Raw genomic sequence first — 20,395 nt, forward strand, 5'->3', positions numbered from 1 at the left:
CAGATGCTAGGCGGACCGCAAACCCGCGACCGGAGCGTACCGAGATGTACGTGAGGATCGCGGGTTTGCGGTCCAACAACGCAGATGGGCCTTATTGAACAGCCTGCTAAAACTCCTTCTCTAACTTAAGCTCGTGAATCAAGCGCTCCACCTCTTCGTCGTATCCGGGGTCATTAAAGAGGCGAAACATGTCGTCGGCCTCGCCAAGCTCCCCTTCTGCGGCGGTCTCGAACTGGCGGGTTTTCAGGTCCCGCTTGATTTCTTCCACGTAGCGATCGGGAAATTTCTTCGTCATCCGCTCGACATATTTGTTGAGCCGTTCGGCGGAGGTTTTTTGCTGTTGCGTCTTCAGCTGCTTCCAGTTGCGCAGATAATGCAGTCGGCAATACCCGGCCGTCGTCTGGGCGTTTTTACAGCCCTCTTGCTTGCATAACCGAATCCTGGTGCGACCGCCGACTGCCATGGAGATCGCCTGTAGCGAATTAGTCTCAAGAATTCAAATAATTTTCGATTGATGCCACACAGTGTCCCACATTAGAAGGGCCGACGGATGCATTGCACACGCGTACGCGCCCCGCTCACCTGGATATCACTCGGCCTTTTGGTGCGCTGGCTCCCGTCGCTCTGGGTCCCATTTTTTTCGAAGGATGAAGGATTTTGGTGGGCGCTGGGCGCCGCGCTCGATCGCGGCGGACTCCTCTATCAGGCCGGCGTCGACCACAAACCGCCATTATTCTTAGGCAGTTATGGTCTGGCCGTCAGCCTGGCCGGAACACACGCGATGGCGCTGCTGCACGGCGTCGTGCTCTGCTGCCACGTCGCGGTGGCGATCAGCATCCACTGGCTGACACGACGCGGCGGTAATGCATTGGCGGCCCGTTACGCCACCGGCACCTATCTGTTGCTGATCATCGCGTTCATCACCCAAGAAGTATGGGCCGCCAACAGCGAAGTCTTCATGCTCCCCTGGATGATGGGCGCGGTCATGGCCTATCAGCGACTCACAGAAAGCGCGCAGTGGCGCTGGACAATCATCATCGGCCTGCTGATCGGCATTGCCGCCCACTTCCGCCAAACCGCGCTGTTCCTCCTGCCTGCGCTGTTGCTCCACCGCTGGCTCACCGCAGATCGTAAAGGCCGCATCCTCGCGGAAGCCTTGTTAGTCGCCGGCAGCGCGTTGTTCATCTTCGGCCTCCATGCCCTCTACTTTTGGCAGCGCGGCACGTTCCCCGAATTTTGGTTCTGGAACATCACCATGAGCCACGCCTACATCGGCGAACCGATCACCCTCGCCACCGCCACCTGGGAATTCACCTGGCACACCTCAGTCATTCTCCTCGCCGCCCTACCGGTGTGGTGGCTCGTCGCGGAAGCTGTTTGGCAATCGTTGGCAAATCGATGGTCAAAGAATGCTGTCCCTGTTTTGCTCGGCGACGATGCCCCTCCCCTCGGAGGGGGGCTTGCGGAGCCCGCTGCCACTATGCCGCTGAACCTGCAGCGGACGAGCATGAGCGCGGCTGCGGCGCGTAAGCCGCAGACGACGCGTACCCCCTCCGAGGGGAGGGGCATCGCCGCCCCCGCAACATTAGAAGTATGCTGCCTCGCCGCCATGTCGCTCGCCGTTTGCATCGGCTGGCGCTTCAGCCACCATTACTACCTCCACCTCTTTCCCTTCGCCGCGCTGCTCTGCGGCGTCGCAGTCGCCACGCGCAGCGCCGCGGGTAAAACGATCGCGCCATTCCGCCCTGCCCTGGCTGCGTTGCTGTTGCTCCTCCCCGCACTCGGATTCACTGCAGAGGGCTATTACCGCTGGTATCAACAGACGCAGGGCGGTCCCCGCCCGGGACTGCGCACCGTTGCGCACTGGTTACAGGCGCACGCCGCACCCGGCGATTCACTCTTCATCTGGGGCTATTATCCGGACATCTACGCCGACTCCGGCCTCCCCAACGCGAGCCGTTACGTCGAGACGCACTTCCTCACCGGCCAACTCCGCGAAGCCACGGCCCCCAAGATCAACCAAACCAACATCCAACTCTGGCGCTGGCTGCTCGACGACTTCGTCACCCACCCCCCCACCTGGTTCATCGACACGACCATGCACAAAGTGAGCGGTCGCTACATGCACCCCCTCACGCTCTATCCGGAACTCGCGGACTATGTCCGCACGCACTACGAACTGGTCGATACCATCGAACAAGTGCCCATCTATCGCCGCCACGATTAGCCCCCACGCCTCAAACGCCAGTTCATTTGAGTGGGGACAGGTACCTTCAAATCGTTATTTGGTGCGTATTTGAAGGTACCTGTCCCCACTCAGATGAACTTGTGGTCGTGGGGCAACGAGCATCGGTGGATCAATAGGCTCTATGGCCAGTCGCGAGGAAGGGGAATGGGCCTAATAAGACTCGGCGCGCCTAGACGGCGGCCGATTTCGCGGCCTTCAGTGCGGCGAGCTCGGCGACACGGCCGTCGCGGTATGGGTCCGGCAGTGCGGGGTCCGCGTGGCCGGGGTGGCAATAGAGTTCCGTGTGGCCGGGCGCGAGGGCGGACAACAGCGCTTGCAGCGCGGCGGTCTTGTCCGTCGCCGTCAGGAGGCGTCCGCCGCAAAAATGGTCGGCGACGGCGATGCCGACTTGCCGCGCCATCCGCGCAAACGTCCGCGCCCACCACAACAGCGGCCATTTCGTGGGCGAGCACAAAAAATCGCGGTCCAACGGCGCCCGGACGCGGGCGATGCCGTACCGCTGCGCTAACGCGAGTGCCACGCGGCGCACGCCGGGAAAAATGTGGACATGGTGATGACTATCGAGGTGCGTCGGCTTGACGCCCCAGACGATCAAGCGCTCCATCTGCGCACGCCACTCCAACGCCAGCACGCGACCGGTTCGCCGCGGCGACGCGATATAACACCACAGAAAATGTCTCCGCGACATCGTTCCGGCCGCATCCGCCAGCCATTGCCCTTCCGACGTTAGCGGCACGCCGGCCGTAGCATTGAGGTGGATGCCGACTTGCAATTGCGGATGCGCGGCCAAACTCGGCACCATCGTCGCGGCCGCCGGCATGTTGGTCATCACGGATGTTGCCGTGACTAATCCGTCGGTGTGGGCTTCGAGGATGCCGCGCGACACCGGTTCCGAGATACCGAAGTCGTCCGCCGTCACGGTCAGCTGTGGCTCCGCTTCGCAGCGCACATCGCGAAGCCGCCGCCGTAAGCGCCATAACTGGCACCACATCCGCCATCCGTCGCGCACCAAGCGGACGCGTGAGATTTCGTCGCGATAGTCGAGCCGCACCGGGACATCGACCAACCGGCTCCCCCAGCGTCCCAGCAGCGCGCAGAACTCGACATCGAAGCTGAAATCGTTGACCGTCCCGCTGGCGGCGAAGCGCTGCGCCACGGCACGCCGCATCAACTTCAGTCCACTTTGCGTATCCGTGGTCCGGATAGGGAGCAGGCAACGAACGACCGCGTTGAACAGCAATCCGATCCGCGCACGTTTGACCACGTACGGAAACAGCCGCGTCGGCACCAGAAAGACCGAATCCGGCAGACGGCGATTCCCGTTCACCACGTCGGCGTGTTCCAACAATGTCAACCAGCGCGGTAAATCGCTAAAGTGGTAGATCAAGTCGGCATCGGTGTAGAGCACCGCGTCGGACGTCGAGGCCGCCAGCCCGGCCCGCACGGCCGCACCCTTGCCCATATTGCGCGGCAATTGGACTAAACGCACGCGCGCATCGTTCGCGGCGGCCCGTTGCACCACCGCGGCCGTGTCGTCGCGACTCCCGTCATCGACCACAATGATTTCATCCGGGCGCACCGGAAAATCGCCGCAGAGCTGCGGCAGTGTGCGCGTCAAGTTTTCCGCTTCATTGTACGCGGGAATGACCACACTCAACCGCATGGACCGCCCTCCGGGACTGTCACGAGCGCTGCCGCGCCTAAGATCCCGCCTTCATCGCCTAACGCCGCGCGCTGCAACACGACCCGTTGCGCCAGCTCCGGATAGATGCGACGCGCCAACGATCGCCGCGCCTCCGGAATAAAGAAGTCCCACGCCGCCACCAACCCACCGCCGATCACAAAATGTTCGACACCGAGCACGCCGGTTAACGAGGCAACCCCGGCCCCGAGATACGCCCCGAATTTTTTCCACAACGTATTCGCAAAAATATTCCCGGCCTGCGCCAATTGCAGCAGCACAGTGCCGGTGACCAACGTGCTTTCGCCATGAAACGGCCGCAGGAATTCGATCTTTTGCGGATCATCCGAGGCATCGATCAAATTAGCCAATCCGGAGGCGGAGCAATATTGTTCCCAGTGCCCCATCCCGCCGCACGGGCACGGATGCCCTTGGAATTCGATCACGATATGCCCGACTTCGCCGGCAAATCCCGCGTCGCCTCGCCACAGCTGATCGTTCAACACGATCCCCCCACCAACACCGGTGCCGAGCGTCAACAGACAGAAATTCGTCAGCCCCTTCCCCGCACCATAGCGCGCTTCGCCGAGCGCAATCGCGTTCGCATCGTTGTCGATCGCAACCGGACAACCCAACGCGTCCGACAACGCCTGTCGCATCGGGAAACCGCGCCACACGGGATAATGCGGGGCGCGCAGCACGATGCCCGCCTGCGGATCGACGATGCCCGGCACGCCCACGCCGACGGCCGCCGCCGCGCCGTACTCCGCGTGCAATGCGCGCACTTCGGCCGCCAAGAAGGCCACGACTTCCGCAGGTGCACGCAGTCCGCCCATCGCCTGTTTGCGCAACCCTGTAACGCGGCCGTCCCGCACCAGTCCCAGCCGCACATGTGTCCCGCCTAAATCGATGCCGATCACTGCGTGTTGTGGATCCATGGCCGCTCCATAATGAACGGGCAGACGAATTGCAATTCCCGCCGCGCTTCGGCATGATCCCGTCATGCCGCAATTCCGGATCGATCCACCAACGATAACCAACGAGACCGTCGCAATTACGGGACCGCTCGCCCACCATGTGACGCGGGTCTTACGGTGCGCGGCCGGCGCGACGCTCCGCTTGACCGACGCACGCGGGACGACGTGGCGCGGCCGAATCGTCGAGGCGACACCGCGCGTCGTCACCGTTGCGCTCGGTGCCGCACGCCTCGAACCACCGCCGTCGACGCGCATCACGCTCGCCGTGGCACTCCTGCCACGGGACCGCTGGCGGATCGCTGTGGAAAAATCGGTCGAACTCGGCGCCGACGTGATTCAACCGCTGCTGACCGCACGCACGCTGATCCGCGCGACGGAACGCACCCCGCGCCAAGTCGCACATTGGCAACAGATCGCCGACGGCGCTGCGGAGCAGTGCGAGACAGCGTGGTGGCCGCAAGTGAACGCGCCACGGCCCTTGACGGCACTGCTGCAGGACGTCACGCAATTCGATCGGGTGGTGTGGTGTCGAGAACGCGAGCCCTCCGCAACGATGCCAACGCAACCCGCTACCGCTGCGACACGTCTGCTCTGTATGATCGGTCCGGAAGGCGGATGGACCAACGAAGAAATCGCGCAGATCACCGCTGCCAATGCCGAGCCACTCTCGCTCGGCCCACGCATCCTGCGCACCGAGACTGCCGCACTTGCCGCATTAATCCACTTACAACGTTAAATCTTCCCAGGTGAAATTCCTTGCGCCGTCCGCGCATTGGCTCTGTATTCCCTCTCCCTTTGGGGAGAGGGCTAGGGTGAGGGGGAGGATGCAAAATAGTGAGAGTCCTGGCGGTCTCCCCCTCACCCAACCCTCTCCCCAAAGGGAGAGGGAGGTGGATACCCCGCCCCTTGGGGCGGGGTGCGCTCATTCGCGAAGTGTTGTTGTGGGGCTTCCAGCACCGCCTTACAAGCATTCAGCAGGCCGACCGCTTCGACGCCATCGACCAGCCGATGATCGAAACTGATGGTAAGCAACATCATCTGCCGCGGCACACACGCGCCGTGCACGAAACAGGCCCGTTCGACGACGGCTTGGAAACCGAGGATGACCGATTGCGGATACGACAGGATTTGATTGCCGTGCACGCTGCCTAAGGCGCCTGGGTTATTAATCGTCACGGTCGCGCCGACGAGATCGTCGGGCATCAACTTGCCTGCCACGGCTTTTTTAATCAGCAGATCGCTCTCGCGCGCTAGCGTGCTGAAATCCTTTTGTTCCGCCCCTTTCAGCACCGGGACGATCAATCCGCGCTCCGTGCCGACGGCCATCCCGAGATTCATGAACGCGTGTTCTTCGATCCAATGTTTGCCCGACTCATCGACGAAGTAGAAGTTGTTACAGGTCGGAAATTTTTTCAGCGCCTCGCGGACAGCATACAGGAAACAGCCGCCGAGCCGGAACTTCGCGCCGGTCCGTTGTTCAAAAGCGGCCTTGGTCTGTTCGCGCCACGCGAGCAGGTCGGTCATATCGACTTCGACGGTCGAGCCGGCGTGCGGGACCACCGATTTCGCCAAGATCATGTTCTCCGCAATCCGGCGGCGAATCGGAGTCGGTTCCACGCGCTTGCTCCCGCTCAACGGCGGCGGCAACGCGACCCGCCCGGCAGTCGTGCCGCAACTCTTCACACTCGGCGCAGCTGCGCCGGTCGACTGCACAGTGGCGTAGCGTAATAGATCGTCCTTCGTCAGTTTGCCGCCGGGCCCAGTGCCGGTCAGCGTCGCCAGCACCGACTCCGGAATACCTTGTTCTTTTGCCAGGGTCCGAATCAGCGGTGGCAAGAGTTGGCCTCCGGTCGCAGTCGCGACCTGCGCGCTCGCCGCCGTCACACTTCCACTCGATCCGACCGTCGCACCGATCTTGGCCGCGCCAGAAATCGCCTGGCCGCTTGCGTCTAATTCAACGGCCACTCCGAGCCGCAGATATTTTTTGGCCGCAGCCTCGTCGCATTCGATCCAGGCCAGCGGTTGTCCGACTTTTTGTTCATCCCCGACTGGCGTGATGATCTTGACAATTTTTCCGGCCAACGGTGATTCGTATTCATACACCGCTTTCGCCGTTTCTAATTCCACTACCGGTTCCTTTTCGGCGATCAGATCCCCGACTTGTTTGATCCAGCGAACCACCACGCCTTCGGTGATGGTCTCGCCTGGTTGAGGCATCGGCAAACCGACAGTCGTAGCCATGGCAACTCCCTTGTTCAGTACGCCATCACCTTACGCGCGGCGTCGACGACACTTTGCAACGACGGCAGATAGGCCTTCTCTAATATCGGATGCACCGGCGGCACGCAGTGCTTTGCCCCGACGCGCAGCGGTGGTGCCGCTAAGTGCCCGAAGGCGTGTTCATTGATCCGTGCAACCAATTCACCGCCGAATCCGCCAATTTTCACCGCCTCGTGCACAATCACCACGCGATTCGTTTTCCGCACTGAGCTGTAGAGCAATTCTTCATCGAGCGGCCAAATGGTGCGCAAGTCGATCACTTCGGCCTCGACACCCTCCGCAGCCAACGCTTTTGCGGCCTCCAGCGCGAGATACGTCATCCCCGACCACGTCACGATCGTTAAGTGCGTCCCTTCGCGCCGCACGATCCCTTTGCCGATTGGGACCGTGTAGTATCCCGGATCGACGTCTTCGCTCACTAAGTTGTAGAGTCGCTTGTGTTCCAAAAAAAGGACCGGATCGGGATCTTCGATCGCGGCCAGCAGCATTCCCTTCGCATCGGTCGGGGTCGACGGCATCACGACTTTGAATCCCGGCGCATGGACAAACCATGCCTCGAGCGATTTCGAGTGAAACGGGCCGACACTCATCCCACCGCCCGAGGGCATGCGAATGGTGACGGGGATATTGGTGCCGAAGCGGTACCGATACGTGCCGATCACGTCAACCAGCGGCGCCATACACACGGTGATAAAATCGGAGAACTGGATTTCAGGAACAGGCCGCAGTCCCGCCAGTGCAGCCCCCATCGCCTCGCCAAGGATCGCGTTTTCAGAAAGCGGCGTGTTGCGCACGCGCGGAAAACCGAATTCTTCGAACAGTCCCTTCGTGACGCCAAAGACCCCGCCATACGTACCGAGATCTTCGCCGAAGATGTAGACACGGTCGTCCCGTTGCATCGCGACCCGCAGTCCGTCACGAATCGCCTCCATGTAGCTCATTTTGGTCATATACATTCCCCGTGCTGTGTCATCCTGAGCAACGCGAAGGATCTCACGGCATCCCGTGGATCCTTCGGCTTCGCCTCAGGATGACCGTCTCTTCTGTCACTCCACCGGATATTCCGCCGAATACGCCCCCGTCGCCGCTGTGGCGGGATCGGGCGGCTCGTCGTCACCGGCGATCTCCACGGCACGATCGATCTCCGCTTTAATGGCCGTCCGCAGCGCTTTGTCTTCGTTGTCGTTCCACCACTGGCGTTCGATCAGATAGATCTTCGCGCGTTCCACCGGATCACGCGCCGCCCACGCCTTCTTTTCCGTGTCCGGCACATACGTAGCCGGGTCGTGGGTCCCATGTCCCGCCATCCGCATCGTCTTGCATTCGATCAACGACGGCCCGTCGCCCGCACGCGCCCGCTCCACGCCCGCCACACAGGCCCGATACACGGCGAAGACATCGTTGCCATCCACGATCACCGACGGCATGCCATACGCGGGCCCACGCTGCGCCAAGTCTTCCGTGGCCATTTGCTCTTTCACCGGCACGGAGATCGCCCACCGATTGTTGTTAATAAGAAAGACGACCGGAAGTTTGAAGACCACGGCGTAGTTCATCGATTCGTGAATAATGCCTTGCTGCGCCGCACCCTCCCCGAATGTCGTAATGGCGACGCGGTTGGTTTTCCGATATTGCTCTGCCCACGCCATCCCGAGCGCCACGGCGACGTTTTGCCCCATATGCGAAGTGAACCCGAGCATGTTGGTCCCGGCCTTGGCGAAGTGCATATTGCCGTCGCGTCCGTGCGTCGGGCAATTTTTGGTGCAGCGGTATTGTTGGAAGGCCTCGAGGACTGTCACGCCGCGATGAAAGTGCGCGGCCATATCGCGGTGCGATTGCGGAAACCAATCGTCGTTCGTGATCGCAAAGGCCGCGCCCGCCGAGACCGCCTCTTGGCCGGTGCTCAAGTAGCCCTTGCCGACGATGAACGGATTGTGCGGCGTTTGATTGGAACAGATGTAATAGATCTCGTCTTCGAACAACCGCGTCTGCACCAACAACCGATACAGGCCCAACGCCGTCTCTTTGGGAATCTCGAAATCCCGCACCGCCAATGTCCATTCCGTCATAACCCCTCCGTGCCGAATGAGCAAAAATGATCATCCCCTTAACGACCGATCGCAAGGGCGTCAAGTAGAAGAACGGGTTCCCCGCCACATGCTCTTTGTCATTTGCAAAACACGCGCAAACCCACTAAGGGTCCGCGCATTCACAACCAAAGGAGATACCAATGAGCGAAATCACGATCCTCCGCAATCCCGACCAAGCCACCTTGCGTGCGCTCACACTGCAGCACACGCCTGCGGTCCTGCAGACGCAGCACGGCAACATCGATAAGATTTCGCGCAACAAGGCGCGGATGGCGAAATACACGTATGTCATTGCGCCGGATGCGGACGCAGCCCGCTATTCGCACACCGTGATCGATCCAGCGAAGGCCGCTGCGTTGATCGCTGCCCAGCGTGCGTACATCCAACAACAAGGCACATTGATCGCCATCGAAGGCTACTACGGTCTCGGCCAACACGCCGTCGGCGTGGAGTGGCGCTACACGCCGGAAGGTGCCAACATTGCCGGGATGCAACAAGTGCTCAGCTTCCCGCGCGACCGTGTGGAAACGGCCGCGCAACAACAAGCGCCATTCACGCCAACATTTCAGATCGTCTTTACTCCAGGATTTGCGGCACCGAACATGCCGGGCCGGCAAGCGATCCTCGTCGACCTCAAGACCTGGACCACGTACATCATGGGTCCCGACTACTTCGGCGAGAGCAAGAAAGGTGTCCTGCGGATGCTCTGCGAATATATGTACGACCGCGGCGCGCTCGTGATGCACGCCGGCGCCAAGGTCGTGCACGCGGGGGGCCGCCACTTTACCGTCGCGATCATGGGGCTCTCCGGCACCGGCAAGACCACGACCACGTTCAGTAAGCAGGGAAAACTCACGCAGCCGATCCAAGACGACATGATCACCTTGTGGCCGCGCGGCGACTTCACCGTCACCGAAAACGGCTGCTTCGCGAAGACCGCCGGCCTGACGCCGGAGTCAGAACCGGTCATCCATGCCGGCACGATCGACCCGAGCGCGTGGGTGGAAAATGTCTTCGTCAACGCGAACGGCACCTATGATTTCAGTAAAGGAATCCTGTCGTCCGCCGAGGTCAAGACGTGGCGGGAAATTTTCCTCCTCACCGGCGCAAACGCGGCCAACGTGGACGCGTACATTGCCGGCACCACGACGGCCAAGGATGTCGTCGACGATCACGGCACCCCGCAAGACGGCTGGGATTTCGTCGTCTGGACCCAAAACGGTCGCTCCATTATTCCGATGCGCGCCATTCAAGACGCCGTCGACCTGACGAAAACACTCCCACCGGTGGAATCGATGGGCACATTGAATCGCGATGAAGGCCCGCTCGCCGCGACGCCGGGCATCGTCCGCTTTACTTCGCCGGAGCAGGCGGCCGGATTCTTCATGCTCGGCGAGACCACCAAGACCTCCGCAGCCGGAAAAGACCGTGGGAAGACCCGCTCCCCATTCACGCAACCGTTCTTCCCGCGCAGCCATGATTTACAGGCCAAGCGCTTCGCCGAGATCGCCGCGACGATGCCACAGTGTCAATTATGGATGATGAACACCGGCTACATCGGTGGCGACCAACTCGATGTCGAACAAGGACACGCGCTGAAGGTCAAGATTCGTCACTCCTCCGCATTGCTGGAGGCACTGTTCAGCGGCACGGTGGCGTGGAAAAAAGACCCTGACTTCGGCTATGAGATCCCCGATCCGGACGCCCCACAAAATCGCGGCCTCCGAGAACTCGTCCCGGCGGAAATCCTGGAACCGCGCCGTTTCTACGAGGCCCACGGCCGTCTCGAACAATACGGCGGTTGGGTCCGACAGATGAACACCGAACGACGCGCGTTTCTGAAAAAATACGACGTCGCCGAATCGATCATCCAGGCAACCTGTGGTGAAAGCGGCGAATGCTGCGGTTGTCGGTGTGCGTAGAGGAAAAGGACGTCATCCTGAGCCGGCAGGCGAAGGATCCAATGGACACCACTGGATCCTTCGCCTGCCGGCTCAGGATGACAACCCTTCAAATATCCACACATCCTAATGGTGGGAGGCACAACGAGTAGGCGCGACATACACCGCAGGCTCGCGCGGTGTTTCCGGAATAGCCGGCGCGCCGACATAATACCGATTTCCCCAGTGCACCCCATGCGCCCCTAACCCAGGCGCGGGACGGGCATGCTCGACCGCCCGTAGGAGCTGTGCCGTTTCCGCCTGCCACGCCGCTTTTTCCCGCAGCGCCGCCATGGCAGCCTGCAGCGTATCGAGCTCGCGTTCGACCTTCGACGTCAGCGGCACACCAAGCGGCCCGCGCAAATTGCGAATCCGCTCGTCCAACGCATCCAGTTCTGCCACACCAGCGCTGCGCTGTACCAAATGCCACTGCAACCGCACGGCCTGGAGTGCGAGTTCCCCACGCTGCGGGTGCTCCTTTGGCAGCGCATTCAGCAACAACTCCGCCATTTCCAATTGCGTGGTTGCCGCCCTATGCACGTCCGGCGCCGCCCACGCGAGCACCGTCTCCCAGTCATCCACTTGCCCATCCGATGTCAACGCATGCCACACCGGCCGCGCTTCTCCCGTTTCGGCCAAATGCGCCTGCCGATGCAGCGCAATAAAGTGCTGGATTAAGCGGGCGATCTCGGGATCCTGGGACAGTCGCGCCGCCATCCAACTCCGCGCGCCTTCCGCGTCCCAGCGACTGGCGCCCATCGGATCCCCGTGGCCCGTGGCTACGGCCTCGATCATTAGGCTCGCCAGTCGCGGTTGCAGCAAGGCCGCCACCTCGTTGATTTTTCCGACCTTAGCGTCCTGATACGCCTGCGGCGGCGCGAGCAGATTGGCGGGGTCCGGCCGCGCAATCGTCCCGATGGCGTGCGTCATCGTCAGATGTTCTTCATCGATTTTTTGCGCCTCGCGGAGCGCCGGCATCAGAAAGGCCTGCAATGCAGCCGCAGAGGTGAACGCCCCGGTTTCCGGGTTAATGCCGTATGATTCCGCGAGCGACGGATCCGCCTGCACGGCCCGTCGCAGCATCGCCGGCACGTCGCTCAACGCGGGATCCAGCACGACACTCTCTTCCAACGTCGCCGTCGCCTCCGCCTTATCGTGCGCGAGACTCCGGGATGTTTCGCGCGTCGACCCATAGAATTCTGCAAAGGCGGCGCCGCCCGCTTCGTAGGCCGTCTGCAATTCCGCATCGGTCTCCGCCGCCGACAGCCGGCTCGCGACGGCAGCGGCCGCGGCGCGGCGCCCGTGCGCCGATAGGCCGTCGTGCAATGTCGTCAGCGCGGTCGCGACGCCAAAGTCGCCGGTCAATGGGAGATACCGCGGCAGCTCCGTCCGCGCCATCACACCGCCGACTAATGCCTCCCGCGCCGCCTGCAGCTCCTGCCTTGCCCGTTCATTTAACGCCGCATCCGCCTCAGGCGCATGCGTGGGGCCACATGTCGCGTCGGTGGTTTCCCGCGCCAGGCGCACCGCATCGCCGTGCCGCGTGATCGCTGCGCCCAGCACGTCGGCCTGGAGACTCCCCTCGCCGAACAACGCGTCCGGTTGTAAAATCTTCAGTTCACTCACATAACGCGCGCGCTCCTCGGCCGACAAGTCGGGGGCTTCCATCCCCATGCCGCGGGCCACAGCAAGTGTGCGCAACAGTAGCAGACTGTCCGCATCGCCGCTCACGCGCGCCGAAGCACTGTATCGCGATAAAGCAACGTAATAATCAGCGTCCGCTCGGATTTCGCCGTCCTCGCCGATGAATCCGTGCTGCTGCGCCCATTCAATGAGCGCGGCCGTCGCGTCGATCTCCCGCGCGACCGATTCGTGCATCGTCATCCCGCCCTCGACCACGCGCACCGGCGCACTGCGCCGCACGTCGCGCGCCAAATCCCGCAGGTCGTGCAGCCCCAGGCCCGCCTTAGCCAGTTGCAGCTGCTGCGTGATCAACACGCCGTACAACAGCCGCCGCCGCTCGGCACGCACTTGGTCGCGCCCCCCGAGCCACTCCCACATCGCCGCTTCATTGCGCAGCACGGAACTGCCGGCCGCCGGCGGCGACGCAGCGGTCGACCCGAACAGTTCGTCGGTGAACCACGCGGCAACCCGCGCTGCGTCTGAATCGTCGATCCGATATTTGCCGAGCATGCGGATGCGATCATACAAACCTTCGCCGTCGGCCGTATAACCACGCAGCGCCTGCGGCAGACGAACCTCTCCCAACCACCCGCTTTCTACCAGCTCCAACACGCGACTGGGGCTCAAGTCGCCGACCTCCGCGCCCAAATCCATCAATTCCGCTTGCAGAAAGTCTTTGGCCTCGCTCAGCGTGGCTTCCGCCAGTAGGCCCCGCCGCGCAGCGACCCGTTCCCGGATGGCATCAACCGTCAGCCGTTCATCGATCAACCCGAATTGCAGTTTGAGCCAATCCAGACCATCCACAATCTCGGAGAGGATTGGGAAATCCCCGGACCCGATCGTATCTGCAAAATCCTTCCCGAGCCCAACCCACCGCAATGCTCGCAGCAACGGACGCATCTTTTCCGCTTCGTCACCGATTTCCGCGGCGCGATCTCCCGCCGAGGCTCGCAGTGCGCGGTCACCGTACCGGGCCTTCATCACGCCCCACGACGTCAGGTCCCAAAAGGCCAATGACGCGCCGACCTTCGTCAACCGCGCGACGCCGCGTCCAACCACCGACCGCGTCAACCAACGCGTCAGACCGCCTTTGGAGGCCAAGTCCACTATATCAGGCGCGAACGTCAGCGTGAGCGACAGCGCGCTACGGCCGCCCCATGTCGCGTAACCGGGAATCAATTTATCGAGTCCGGTATCGAGTAACCGTCCCCAGGTCACCCCCGGCATGAACCACGCGTTGCGCAGCGCACCGCCGAAGCCGCGCAATCCGCCCACGATTCGGGCGCCGACACTCGCTCCCTCCGGCAATAGCTGAAACGCCATCGCCCGACCGATATTGCGCAGCAACGAACCACGCTCGATCGCCGTCACCGCAACGGCGCCGCCGCGCAGCGCCGCTTGGCCCACGAAGTCGACCGCCACGCCGCCGAGTTGCCGCCCCACCACGCGATTCGTGATCACCTGCGCCGCGCGCGCCAACGGCGGCGTCGCCGTGTGGACAATGGCCGTCGTGGCCACAAAATGTTGCGCGTGATCCTCGCCGTCGAAACCGAGCGCGTCCAACAGATCCGTCACCACGGGACCGAGCGCTAGACACAACGCCGCGCCGAGCCCCAGCCCTGGCGCATGCTCGCGCGCATAGTTGCCGTGCGTATCAGCCAGCTGCGCCCGCAGCTCCGGATGCAGCCGCAACTCAACCAACGCCCGCGTCAACGTATCGACCGGGGACGCCAACGGGGCCACGCCGGTCGTCCCGCCCGCACTCCGGACCTCCGCCAAATAATTCCCCGCCGCCGCGACCGGCACCTGGTCCGCTGCCGTCCCGAACCGTCGAACAATCATGCCCGTCGTGTTCGCATCCGTCGGCACGGTCACGGTCAAGCGACCATCTCGATAGGTTGCGGCCGGAACCGCTGGCGCGGCGGGGGGTTGCGCGGGACTAGTGGCCGCTGTTCCCGGCGCCACGGGTACGGGCGGCGTCCTCGGTAGCCGCAACGGTGAATTCGGTCGCGGTTGGCGCCCGGGAGCCGGCCTAGGTGGAATCGGTGGTGGTGGTGCCATAAATAGGCCTGACTTCTTTATGCTCCCCTCGCCCCGACGGGGAGAGGGTGGCGCGCAGCGCCGGGTGAGGGTCTAAACGAGTGAACCCCTCTGCATGATTATCGGATTCCCCGAGGGGCCAAGTTGCGAAATGCCAGAGCTAGTTCGCGTCGAACACCCGCATGGCGGCACTCGAAATAACTGTAGAATAATGAATGCACCCCGCCCCAAGGGGCGGGGTATCCACCTCCCTCTCCCTTTGGGGAGAGGGTTGGGTGAGGGGGAGACCATCAGGACTCTCACTATCTTGTAATCCTCCCCCTCACCCTAGCCCTCTCCCCAAAGGGAGAGGGAAAAAAAGCGCGGCAAGCCGCGAGGAATTTCACCTAGGAAGATTAAACAGTTCAGAGCGACTCAGTCGATCCGTTGCGCGCACAGGCCGAATACCCGCAAAGGACATGCATCAAGATGCCACGGTATCGCAGCGAGAGAGCCGCCATCTCATCAATGCCCCCGGACTCGCACCGGTTCGGGGCGGCCGGGACGTTCGCCCGGGCGACTGGTGCCGCGGCGCGGACCGTGTGGCAGCGCGGCGGACGGGGCCCGTGCCAAGACCTTCGGCAGCTCCCGTTCCACGACACGTGCGTGGGAATCGTCGTTGAGCAGCGGGCGCGCAGTGCGCATCGGATTCGCGGGACGTGGCCCTGTAGTCACCGACGGCGCTGTCGTTCCGCGCGGCGTCGCGTCGGTCGCGGGCACACCCACCGGCGTCGTGCCAGCCCGGCGGAGCAGCGCCGCGCGCCGTGCAGACGCCGGCTGATCAACTGCGGCCTTCGGCGCGGTGTCGGCATCAGCGAGCGCCTTCGGACCTTTCGTCCCTGACGCCGGCGGTGCCGCTGGAGGTGCCGGCGGCGTCGGCCGCGGACCTGGCGCTGGCGGCGTCGGGGCGGCTGGGGGTTTCCCCTGCGGCGCTGGCGGTGGTGGTGTCGGATCTGTGCGAGGCGGAGGGCTCACTTCTGTTTCCAGCAGTGCAAATGCGCGCTCACAATCGCTCACAACCTGCCGATAGCTCTCTACTGTCCCTCCAGTAGCGGCATGCATCAGTCCTCGCGCCGCCTCGATCCCAAAGCCCATGACCCTTGCTCGCACTGCCGGGTCTGCATTCCTTAATAGCGATTGCATCGCCTCTCTATAGTACACAGTTGTTCGAACGGCATGATCCCACATACTAGCCCGTACATTCCCATCGACACTATCGACCCCTGCCGAGGCAACGGGCTGTTTACTCAATACATCGCGGACATAAGTAGTGACATCAGCCTGCGTGAGCGTACTGGCCTTGCTCATTTCAGCAGCGCACAGTGAGTTATATGCCTCGGCAGTCATGCCATCCGGCCACGGCACCATCGTCTGTTCTCGTTTCCACGCGATGATTTGAGCAAATAAGTCGTTGGACGCCGAGATTAACCCTTGCTTTGTCGCTTCTAACTGGCCTGCCTGTGGATTGGTCTCTTTCACGCGACGCCCATCGGCAGCAGCCACTACGGCGTCAACCACTCCCTCTGCAAAGCGCATGGGTGGGAAATCATCTCTTGCGGCACCATATTGGTCGAGCATTGTGCGTAAAGAACCAGCCACCTCCCGTGGTGACTTATCCTCAACCGGCACCCCTTGGACACGACGATCCATGGCGGTATCTCCAGCAGCTGCCAGAATCGCCATTGCCTTTTCAAATTGCGTAACCGTGGTATCACCACCGATCCGCAAACCACCTTTATCAACAGGTTTTGCTAAGGCATCTTTAAGCAATTCCTTTACTTGCTGGGCCTTCGGGTCTGGATCCGTCAACCAGGCATAGATCTCGCCAATTTGTAGCAGGATCTTCTTCCCATCTACCCTCGTAATTTCGTTATAGCCGGTGATGACACCATTCATCACAATCGATAATCCACTATCGTACACCCGCCTTGCATTCACTTCACCTTGGTTGAGACTCACCGGCTCAAACTTCTGCTTCACCAATCGATGCGTTAATCCTCTTAGTTCCGGATCACGAATCGCGGCCCAATTATCTGTTCGCCCTTGTGCAATGAGCCAACCCAATCCCTCCCAGATCACACTCTTTCCTACCCCAGGGATGCCGAGCAAAATTGGATTTTTTCCTGCTGCAACGATTCGCGCAACACTTTTAATGGCCTCCTTATGCAACGCCATGTCTCCCGGTGGGGACTCTCCATGCATGTATTTATCGACCAGATTAATCGTATATCGCTGAAAGGCCACTCGGGGTGAAAGGCCGATACCCAAGAAGTCCTTTTCCCCTGCCTGCTGCGCCCGCTCGGCCTCACTCGCGGCGAGAGACTTCTCTTGCAGCTCCCGATCGCGCGCACGATCTGCACGATCTTCCTCCCGCATCCGTCGCAATTCCTCTTGCTCTCTCACCCGTTCGGCTCGTTCTCGTTCCCGCTCCGCTCGCACCTCCGCCATTTCCTGTTGGCGCTCCGCCTTTTCCCTCTTCAGTGCCCTCCCCGAGAAGATGCTCTTTACTATAGCGATGCCGGCAGTGATGAGACTCACTACCGTCGGTGTCCCAAAGAGGAGTAAGTTGCTCCGCTCCGACTCCCGCATATCGACCCGTTGGTCCATTGCAGTCAACGCGGCCAACACTTGGTTCACTTGCCGCTCGGCGACCGAATCGCTGGCCGTATGCTTCAGTAAATCGAGCACCGGCCCGCGGACTCGACTGATCGCATCGCGCGTCATACGCACGGCAATGCGATAATCTTTGAGTCCGGTCTGATCGTCGCGCACGCGCAGCACATCGCTCTCACCGGTAATCTTGGCAGCCGCAATGACATATGCCAGCATATTAGCTGGCACGGTCGCATCCAGATCCGCGTAATCGGGATCGTCGTCAGAAAGCGGGCGCCACCCGAACAGATTTAATCCCTTCCCCTGGTCCCAGATCTCCAATAACGAATCGTCGTTCACGTGATCAAAATCTCCCTGCGCCAGATACGGCGCGGCAGCGCGCGGATCGGCCAATGCGTGTGCGAACGGCTCGGGCAGATCTTTCTCCGGCACCAAATACTCCACAATCTCCGTCAGAATCTGCGTCTTTCCTAAATGCGGGACTTTACTGGCGAGCGTCTCTACCGCCTCCTGTAAATACTGCACCCGCGGCCCGACACCGGCCGCCAACAGATCCGGACTCTTCGTCAACTCGCCCAGCGCTTGGCTAAGCCGCAGCAAATCGGAGCGTTCAATGATCGTCTGATCAATGTAGTAAACACGCAATCCCTCATTCCCGATCGGCCGCAACGCCTGGTCGGGATTTTTCTTGTCCATCTTCAGACTGGATAAGAGATATTGCACCTCAATGTCGGACAGAAACATCGGATGCCCGGCCTTATCGAGCAATGGCGCCCATCGATCTCGTCCCTTGGTATCCTGTTCGGTTAGCGCTAGCGCCTGAAGCGGAACAGGCTCCTTGACGAAGCCGGAGTAGCCTTTGATCAGCGTTCCGACGTTGTCGAGTGGGATGGCTTCCGGCTTGATGTATTGTCGGATTCCCTCGACCATCTGACCGGGCACGGCCAACATCTTGCGCCCCTCCCGATCCACGTAGCAGACTGAGGATTTATCGAAGCTAGCACCTCCATAAATCGGGAGGAGATAGCGCGCGACTGACACTGGGAGCTCGGTTTTCGCCCGTTTCCCGCCACCACCCCACATGCCGACGAGAAACGACACGCCGAAATACGTGGTTACTGCGTGGGCCTTGGCAGGATCGAGATAGGCGGATTCATCGACATCCGTCTTGCCCTGACTCACGTCCTGGGCCTTTCGATGGCCATCCATCCAGGCCACCGCATCGTGGGAATCGCCTAACTCGGTCCGATATTTTTCGATCGCATCCTGGCGTTCCTTCTCCGTCGCGAAGGGCCCCCTCGGCAGCTGCACACCACCACGTAGCTGCTTCAGCCGTGGTTCCGTGATCGGCATGGTGTCGGGGTCGCAGACAGGGATCAGCCACGGCTGGACTGGCGTGGTCGGCTTTGCGGCTGGATCGGTGCCCATAAGTCCTCCTGAAAGCAATCCCCTCAGAGAGATTCTCGGCTCGTGGGGGAACAGAAGTTGCGTGAATAATGGAAGAAACGCTCTATTGGACCGTAACGCTGATGCCGGCGAATTCGGTCTCCCATTTCCCCTTCATTGCAACGGCAATTGAACGCATACTTTCATTATTGACCTTTATGGTGATGTTCTTCGTCCCATCATCAAATGCGGCAACCAATGGTGAAGACGTACCTGCAGTGCGATCCGTGAGCGCCCACTGCGTGTTCTTCGCCATCACCGCCGCCGTGACCTTGGCGACGTCAATACTGCCAGTCCTTGCCGTCGTCCCCACCGGCTTCTCCTTTGCCGTGCCAGTCCTCTTGCCAGGGGTTTTTTCTGCGCCCCCTTTGGCCGCGTCCGCCCCATCCCCCTCCTTCTGCGCCCACTCGTCGTCCCGCTTTGGCGCAGTCCAATCGGCCGTGCCTTGGGGGGCCGCCGCAGCGGGCGGTGGCGCAGGCTGAGGCGCAGTCGGCGCGGCAGCGGCGGCAGGATTGGTGTACGGCGGATTCCACCCCTGCGCGTACGCCGCGCGCGGCGGATACGGATAAGACGGATACGATGGCGCGAAGAAGCTGGGCATCCAGAAGCCGAGCGTGTTGGCAAAACCGAGCGACGCATAGAACGGGTTCATCGAACCGAAGCCATAGCCGCTAAAACCGTAGCCGCCGGCTCCGTACCCGCCCCCGAAGGCCCCAACCCCGGCCCACAACGGCGTCGCAGTAATGGCGCTGGTATACGGGGACCAACCCCCGCCGCCCCACGGACTCACGCCCCCACCCCATGGATCTCCAAAGCCGATCATCGGCACACCTCTCCCTATAAGTACTATCGACCGCCACTACCCACAAGTTGCGTCTCCGCCATTTCATTGGTTGACGACGCCTCGGTTCTTTGCGATATCAAGTCACGCCAGGGGGAGAACAGAGGCGGGCGATGACTCAGCAGGACCACGACGACGTCAAGCGGTATCTCGGTGTACTGGCCGAAGACTTTACCAGCAAATTGCAGCTCTTCGCCGAGGGTCTGACGGCCCAGATTGAGGCGCTCGCCCGGCGTCAGCACGAGCAATACCAGGAACTCAAGGCCGACATCCGGATGCTGGAGGCGGCCATTCAGCGGAACAGCCAGGATATTCAAGCGCTGCGGACGGGACTCGCGGAGCTCCGAGCCGAGATGACCCAGATGGAGCAACGCCTGACGGCGCAGATCGAGCGCATTCACGAGCGCCTCGATGACCACGACACGGCAATCGCCGAGTTGCGCGACGGATCCCGGTAACCAAGCAACAGCGGCGGCATGGCGTAGATTCTCGCTTGACATGTGTCATCTCTCATTTA

The 20,395-nt window shown here is 61.6% G+C and carries 13 protein-coding genes; 4 read left to right on the plus strand and 9 right to left on the minus strand.

Going from position 1 to position 20,395, the window contains the following annotated elements; translation table 11 throughout:
* Nucleotides 1-106: 106 nt before the first annotated feature.
* Nucleotides 107-463, minus strand: coding sequence for a hypothetical protein (locus HY696_00700; GenBank protein ID MBI4236919.1), 357 nt, complete (start codon nucleotides 461-463; stop codon nucleotides 107-109).
* An 87-nt stretch (nucleotides 464-550) separates the two neighbouring features.
* Between HY696_00700 and HY696_00705 the strand changes: the two genes are divergently transcribed.
* Complete coding sequence (locus HY696_00705; GenBank protein MBI4236920.1) at nucleotides 551-2,227, plus strand: glycosyltransferase family 39 protein; 1,677 nt, start codon at nucleotides 551-553, stop codon at nucleotides 2,225-2,227.
* 190 nt (nucleotides 2,228-2,417) lie between these two features.
* On the opposite strand, the gene HY696_00710 is transcribed toward HY696_00705, so the two are convergent.
* The gene (locus HY696_00710) at nucleotides 2,418-3,911 is read right to left on the minus strand and encodes a ChbG/HpnK family deacetylase (GenBank protein MBI4236921.1); all 1,494 of its coding nucleotides are present in this window, start codon (nucleotides 3,909-3,911) and stop codon (nucleotides 2,418-2,420) included.
* Nucleotides 3,902-4,867, minus strand: coding sequence for an ROK family protein (locus tag HY696_00715; protein ID MBI4236922.1), 966 nt, complete (start codon nucleotides 4,865-4,867; stop codon nucleotides 3,902-3,904). Before HY696_00715 ends, HY696_00710 begins: the two co-directional genes overlap by 10 nt.
* Before the next feature lie 64 nt (nucleotides 4,868-4,931).
* On the opposite strand from HY696_00715, the gene HY696_00720 reads away from it, so the two are divergent.
* Nucleotides 4,932-5,642, plus strand: a complete 711-nt coding sequence (locus HY696_00720) for a 16S rRNA (uracil(1498)-N(3))-methyltransferase (protein ID MBI4236923.1) — start codon at nucleotides 4,932-4,934, stop codon at nucleotides 5,640-5,642.
* A 122-nt stretch (nucleotides 5,643-5,764) separates the two neighbouring features.
* Here the strand turns inward: HY696_00720 and HY696_00725 are convergent, their stop codons facing one another.
* The 3 genes from HY696_00725 to HY696_00735 all read right to left on the minus strand — a co-directional run bounded on the left by HY696_00725 (nucleotide 5,765) and on the right by HY696_00735 (nucleotide 9,255).
* Nucleotides 5,765-7,147 carry a 2-oxo acid dehydrogenase subunit E2 gene (locus tag HY696_00725; protein ID MBI4236924.1) on the minus strand — a complete coding sequence of 461 codons (1,383 nt, stop codon included), beginning with the start codon at nucleotides 7,145-7,147 and terminating at the stop codon, nucleotides 5,765-5,767.
* 14 nt (nucleotides 7,148-7,161) lie between these two features.
* Nucleotides 7,162-8,136 (minus strand): alpha-ketoacid dehydrogenase subunit beta, encoded by a 975-nt coding sequence (locus HY696_00730; protein ID MBI4236925.1) that lies wholly within the window; start codon nucleotides 8,134-8,136, stop codon nucleotides 7,162-7,164.
* Nucleotides 8,137-8,232: 96 nt separating this feature from the next.
* A complete protein-coding gene (locus tag HY696_00735) occupies nucleotides 8,233-9,255 on the minus strand; it encodes a thiamine pyrophosphate-dependent dehydrogenase E1 component subunit alpha (GenBank protein ID MBI4236926.1) in 1,023 nt (340 codons plus the stop codon).
* 161 nt (nucleotides 9,256-9,416) lie between these two features.
* On the opposite strand from HY696_00735, the gene HY696_00740 reads away from it, so the two are divergent.
* Complete coding sequence (locus HY696_00740) at nucleotides 9,417-11,198, plus strand: phosphoenolpyruvate carboxykinase (ATP) (protein ID MBI4236927.1); 1,782 nt, start codon at nucleotides 9,417-9,419, stop codon at nucleotides 11,196-11,198.
* Nucleotides 11,199-11,303: 105 nt separating this feature from the next.
* Here the strand turns inward: HY696_00740 and HY696_00745 are convergent, their stop codons facing one another.
* From HY696_00745 to HY696_00755, 3 genes are all read right to left on the minus strand, one after another.
* The gene (locus HY696_00745) at nucleotides 11,304-14,741 is read right to left on the minus strand and encodes a hypothetical protein (protein MBI4236928.1); all 3,438 of its coding nucleotides are present in this window, start codon (nucleotides 14,739-14,741) and stop codon (nucleotides 11,304-11,306) included.
* Between the two features lie 702 nt (nucleotides 14,742-15,443).
* Nucleotides 15,444-19,019: a hypothetical protein gene (locus HY696_00750; protein MBI4236929.1), complete on the minus strand. Its 3,576-nt coding sequence runs from the start codon at nucleotides 19,017-19,019 to the stop codon at nucleotides 15,444-15,446.
* An 82-nt stretch (nucleotides 19,020-19,101) separates the two neighbouring features.
* On the minus strand, nucleotides 19,102-19,860 hold the full coding sequence (locus HY696_00755; GenBank protein MBI4236930.1) for a hypothetical protein: 759 nt from the start codon (nucleotides 19,858-19,860) through the stop codon (nucleotides 19,102-19,104).
* A 131-nt stretch (nucleotides 19,861-19,991) separates the two neighbouring features.
* Between HY696_00755 and HY696_00760 the strand changes: the two genes are divergently transcribed.
* Nucleotides 19,992-20,336, plus strand: coding sequence for a hypothetical protein (locus HY696_00760; protein ID MBI4236931.1), 345 nt, complete (start codon nucleotides 19,992-19,994; stop codon nucleotides 20,334-20,336).
* Nucleotides 20,337-20,395: the final 59 nt, after the last annotated feature.

Source organism: Deltaproteobacteria bacterium, from assembly GCA_016210045.1.
GTDB lineage: Bacteria > UBA10199 > UBA10199.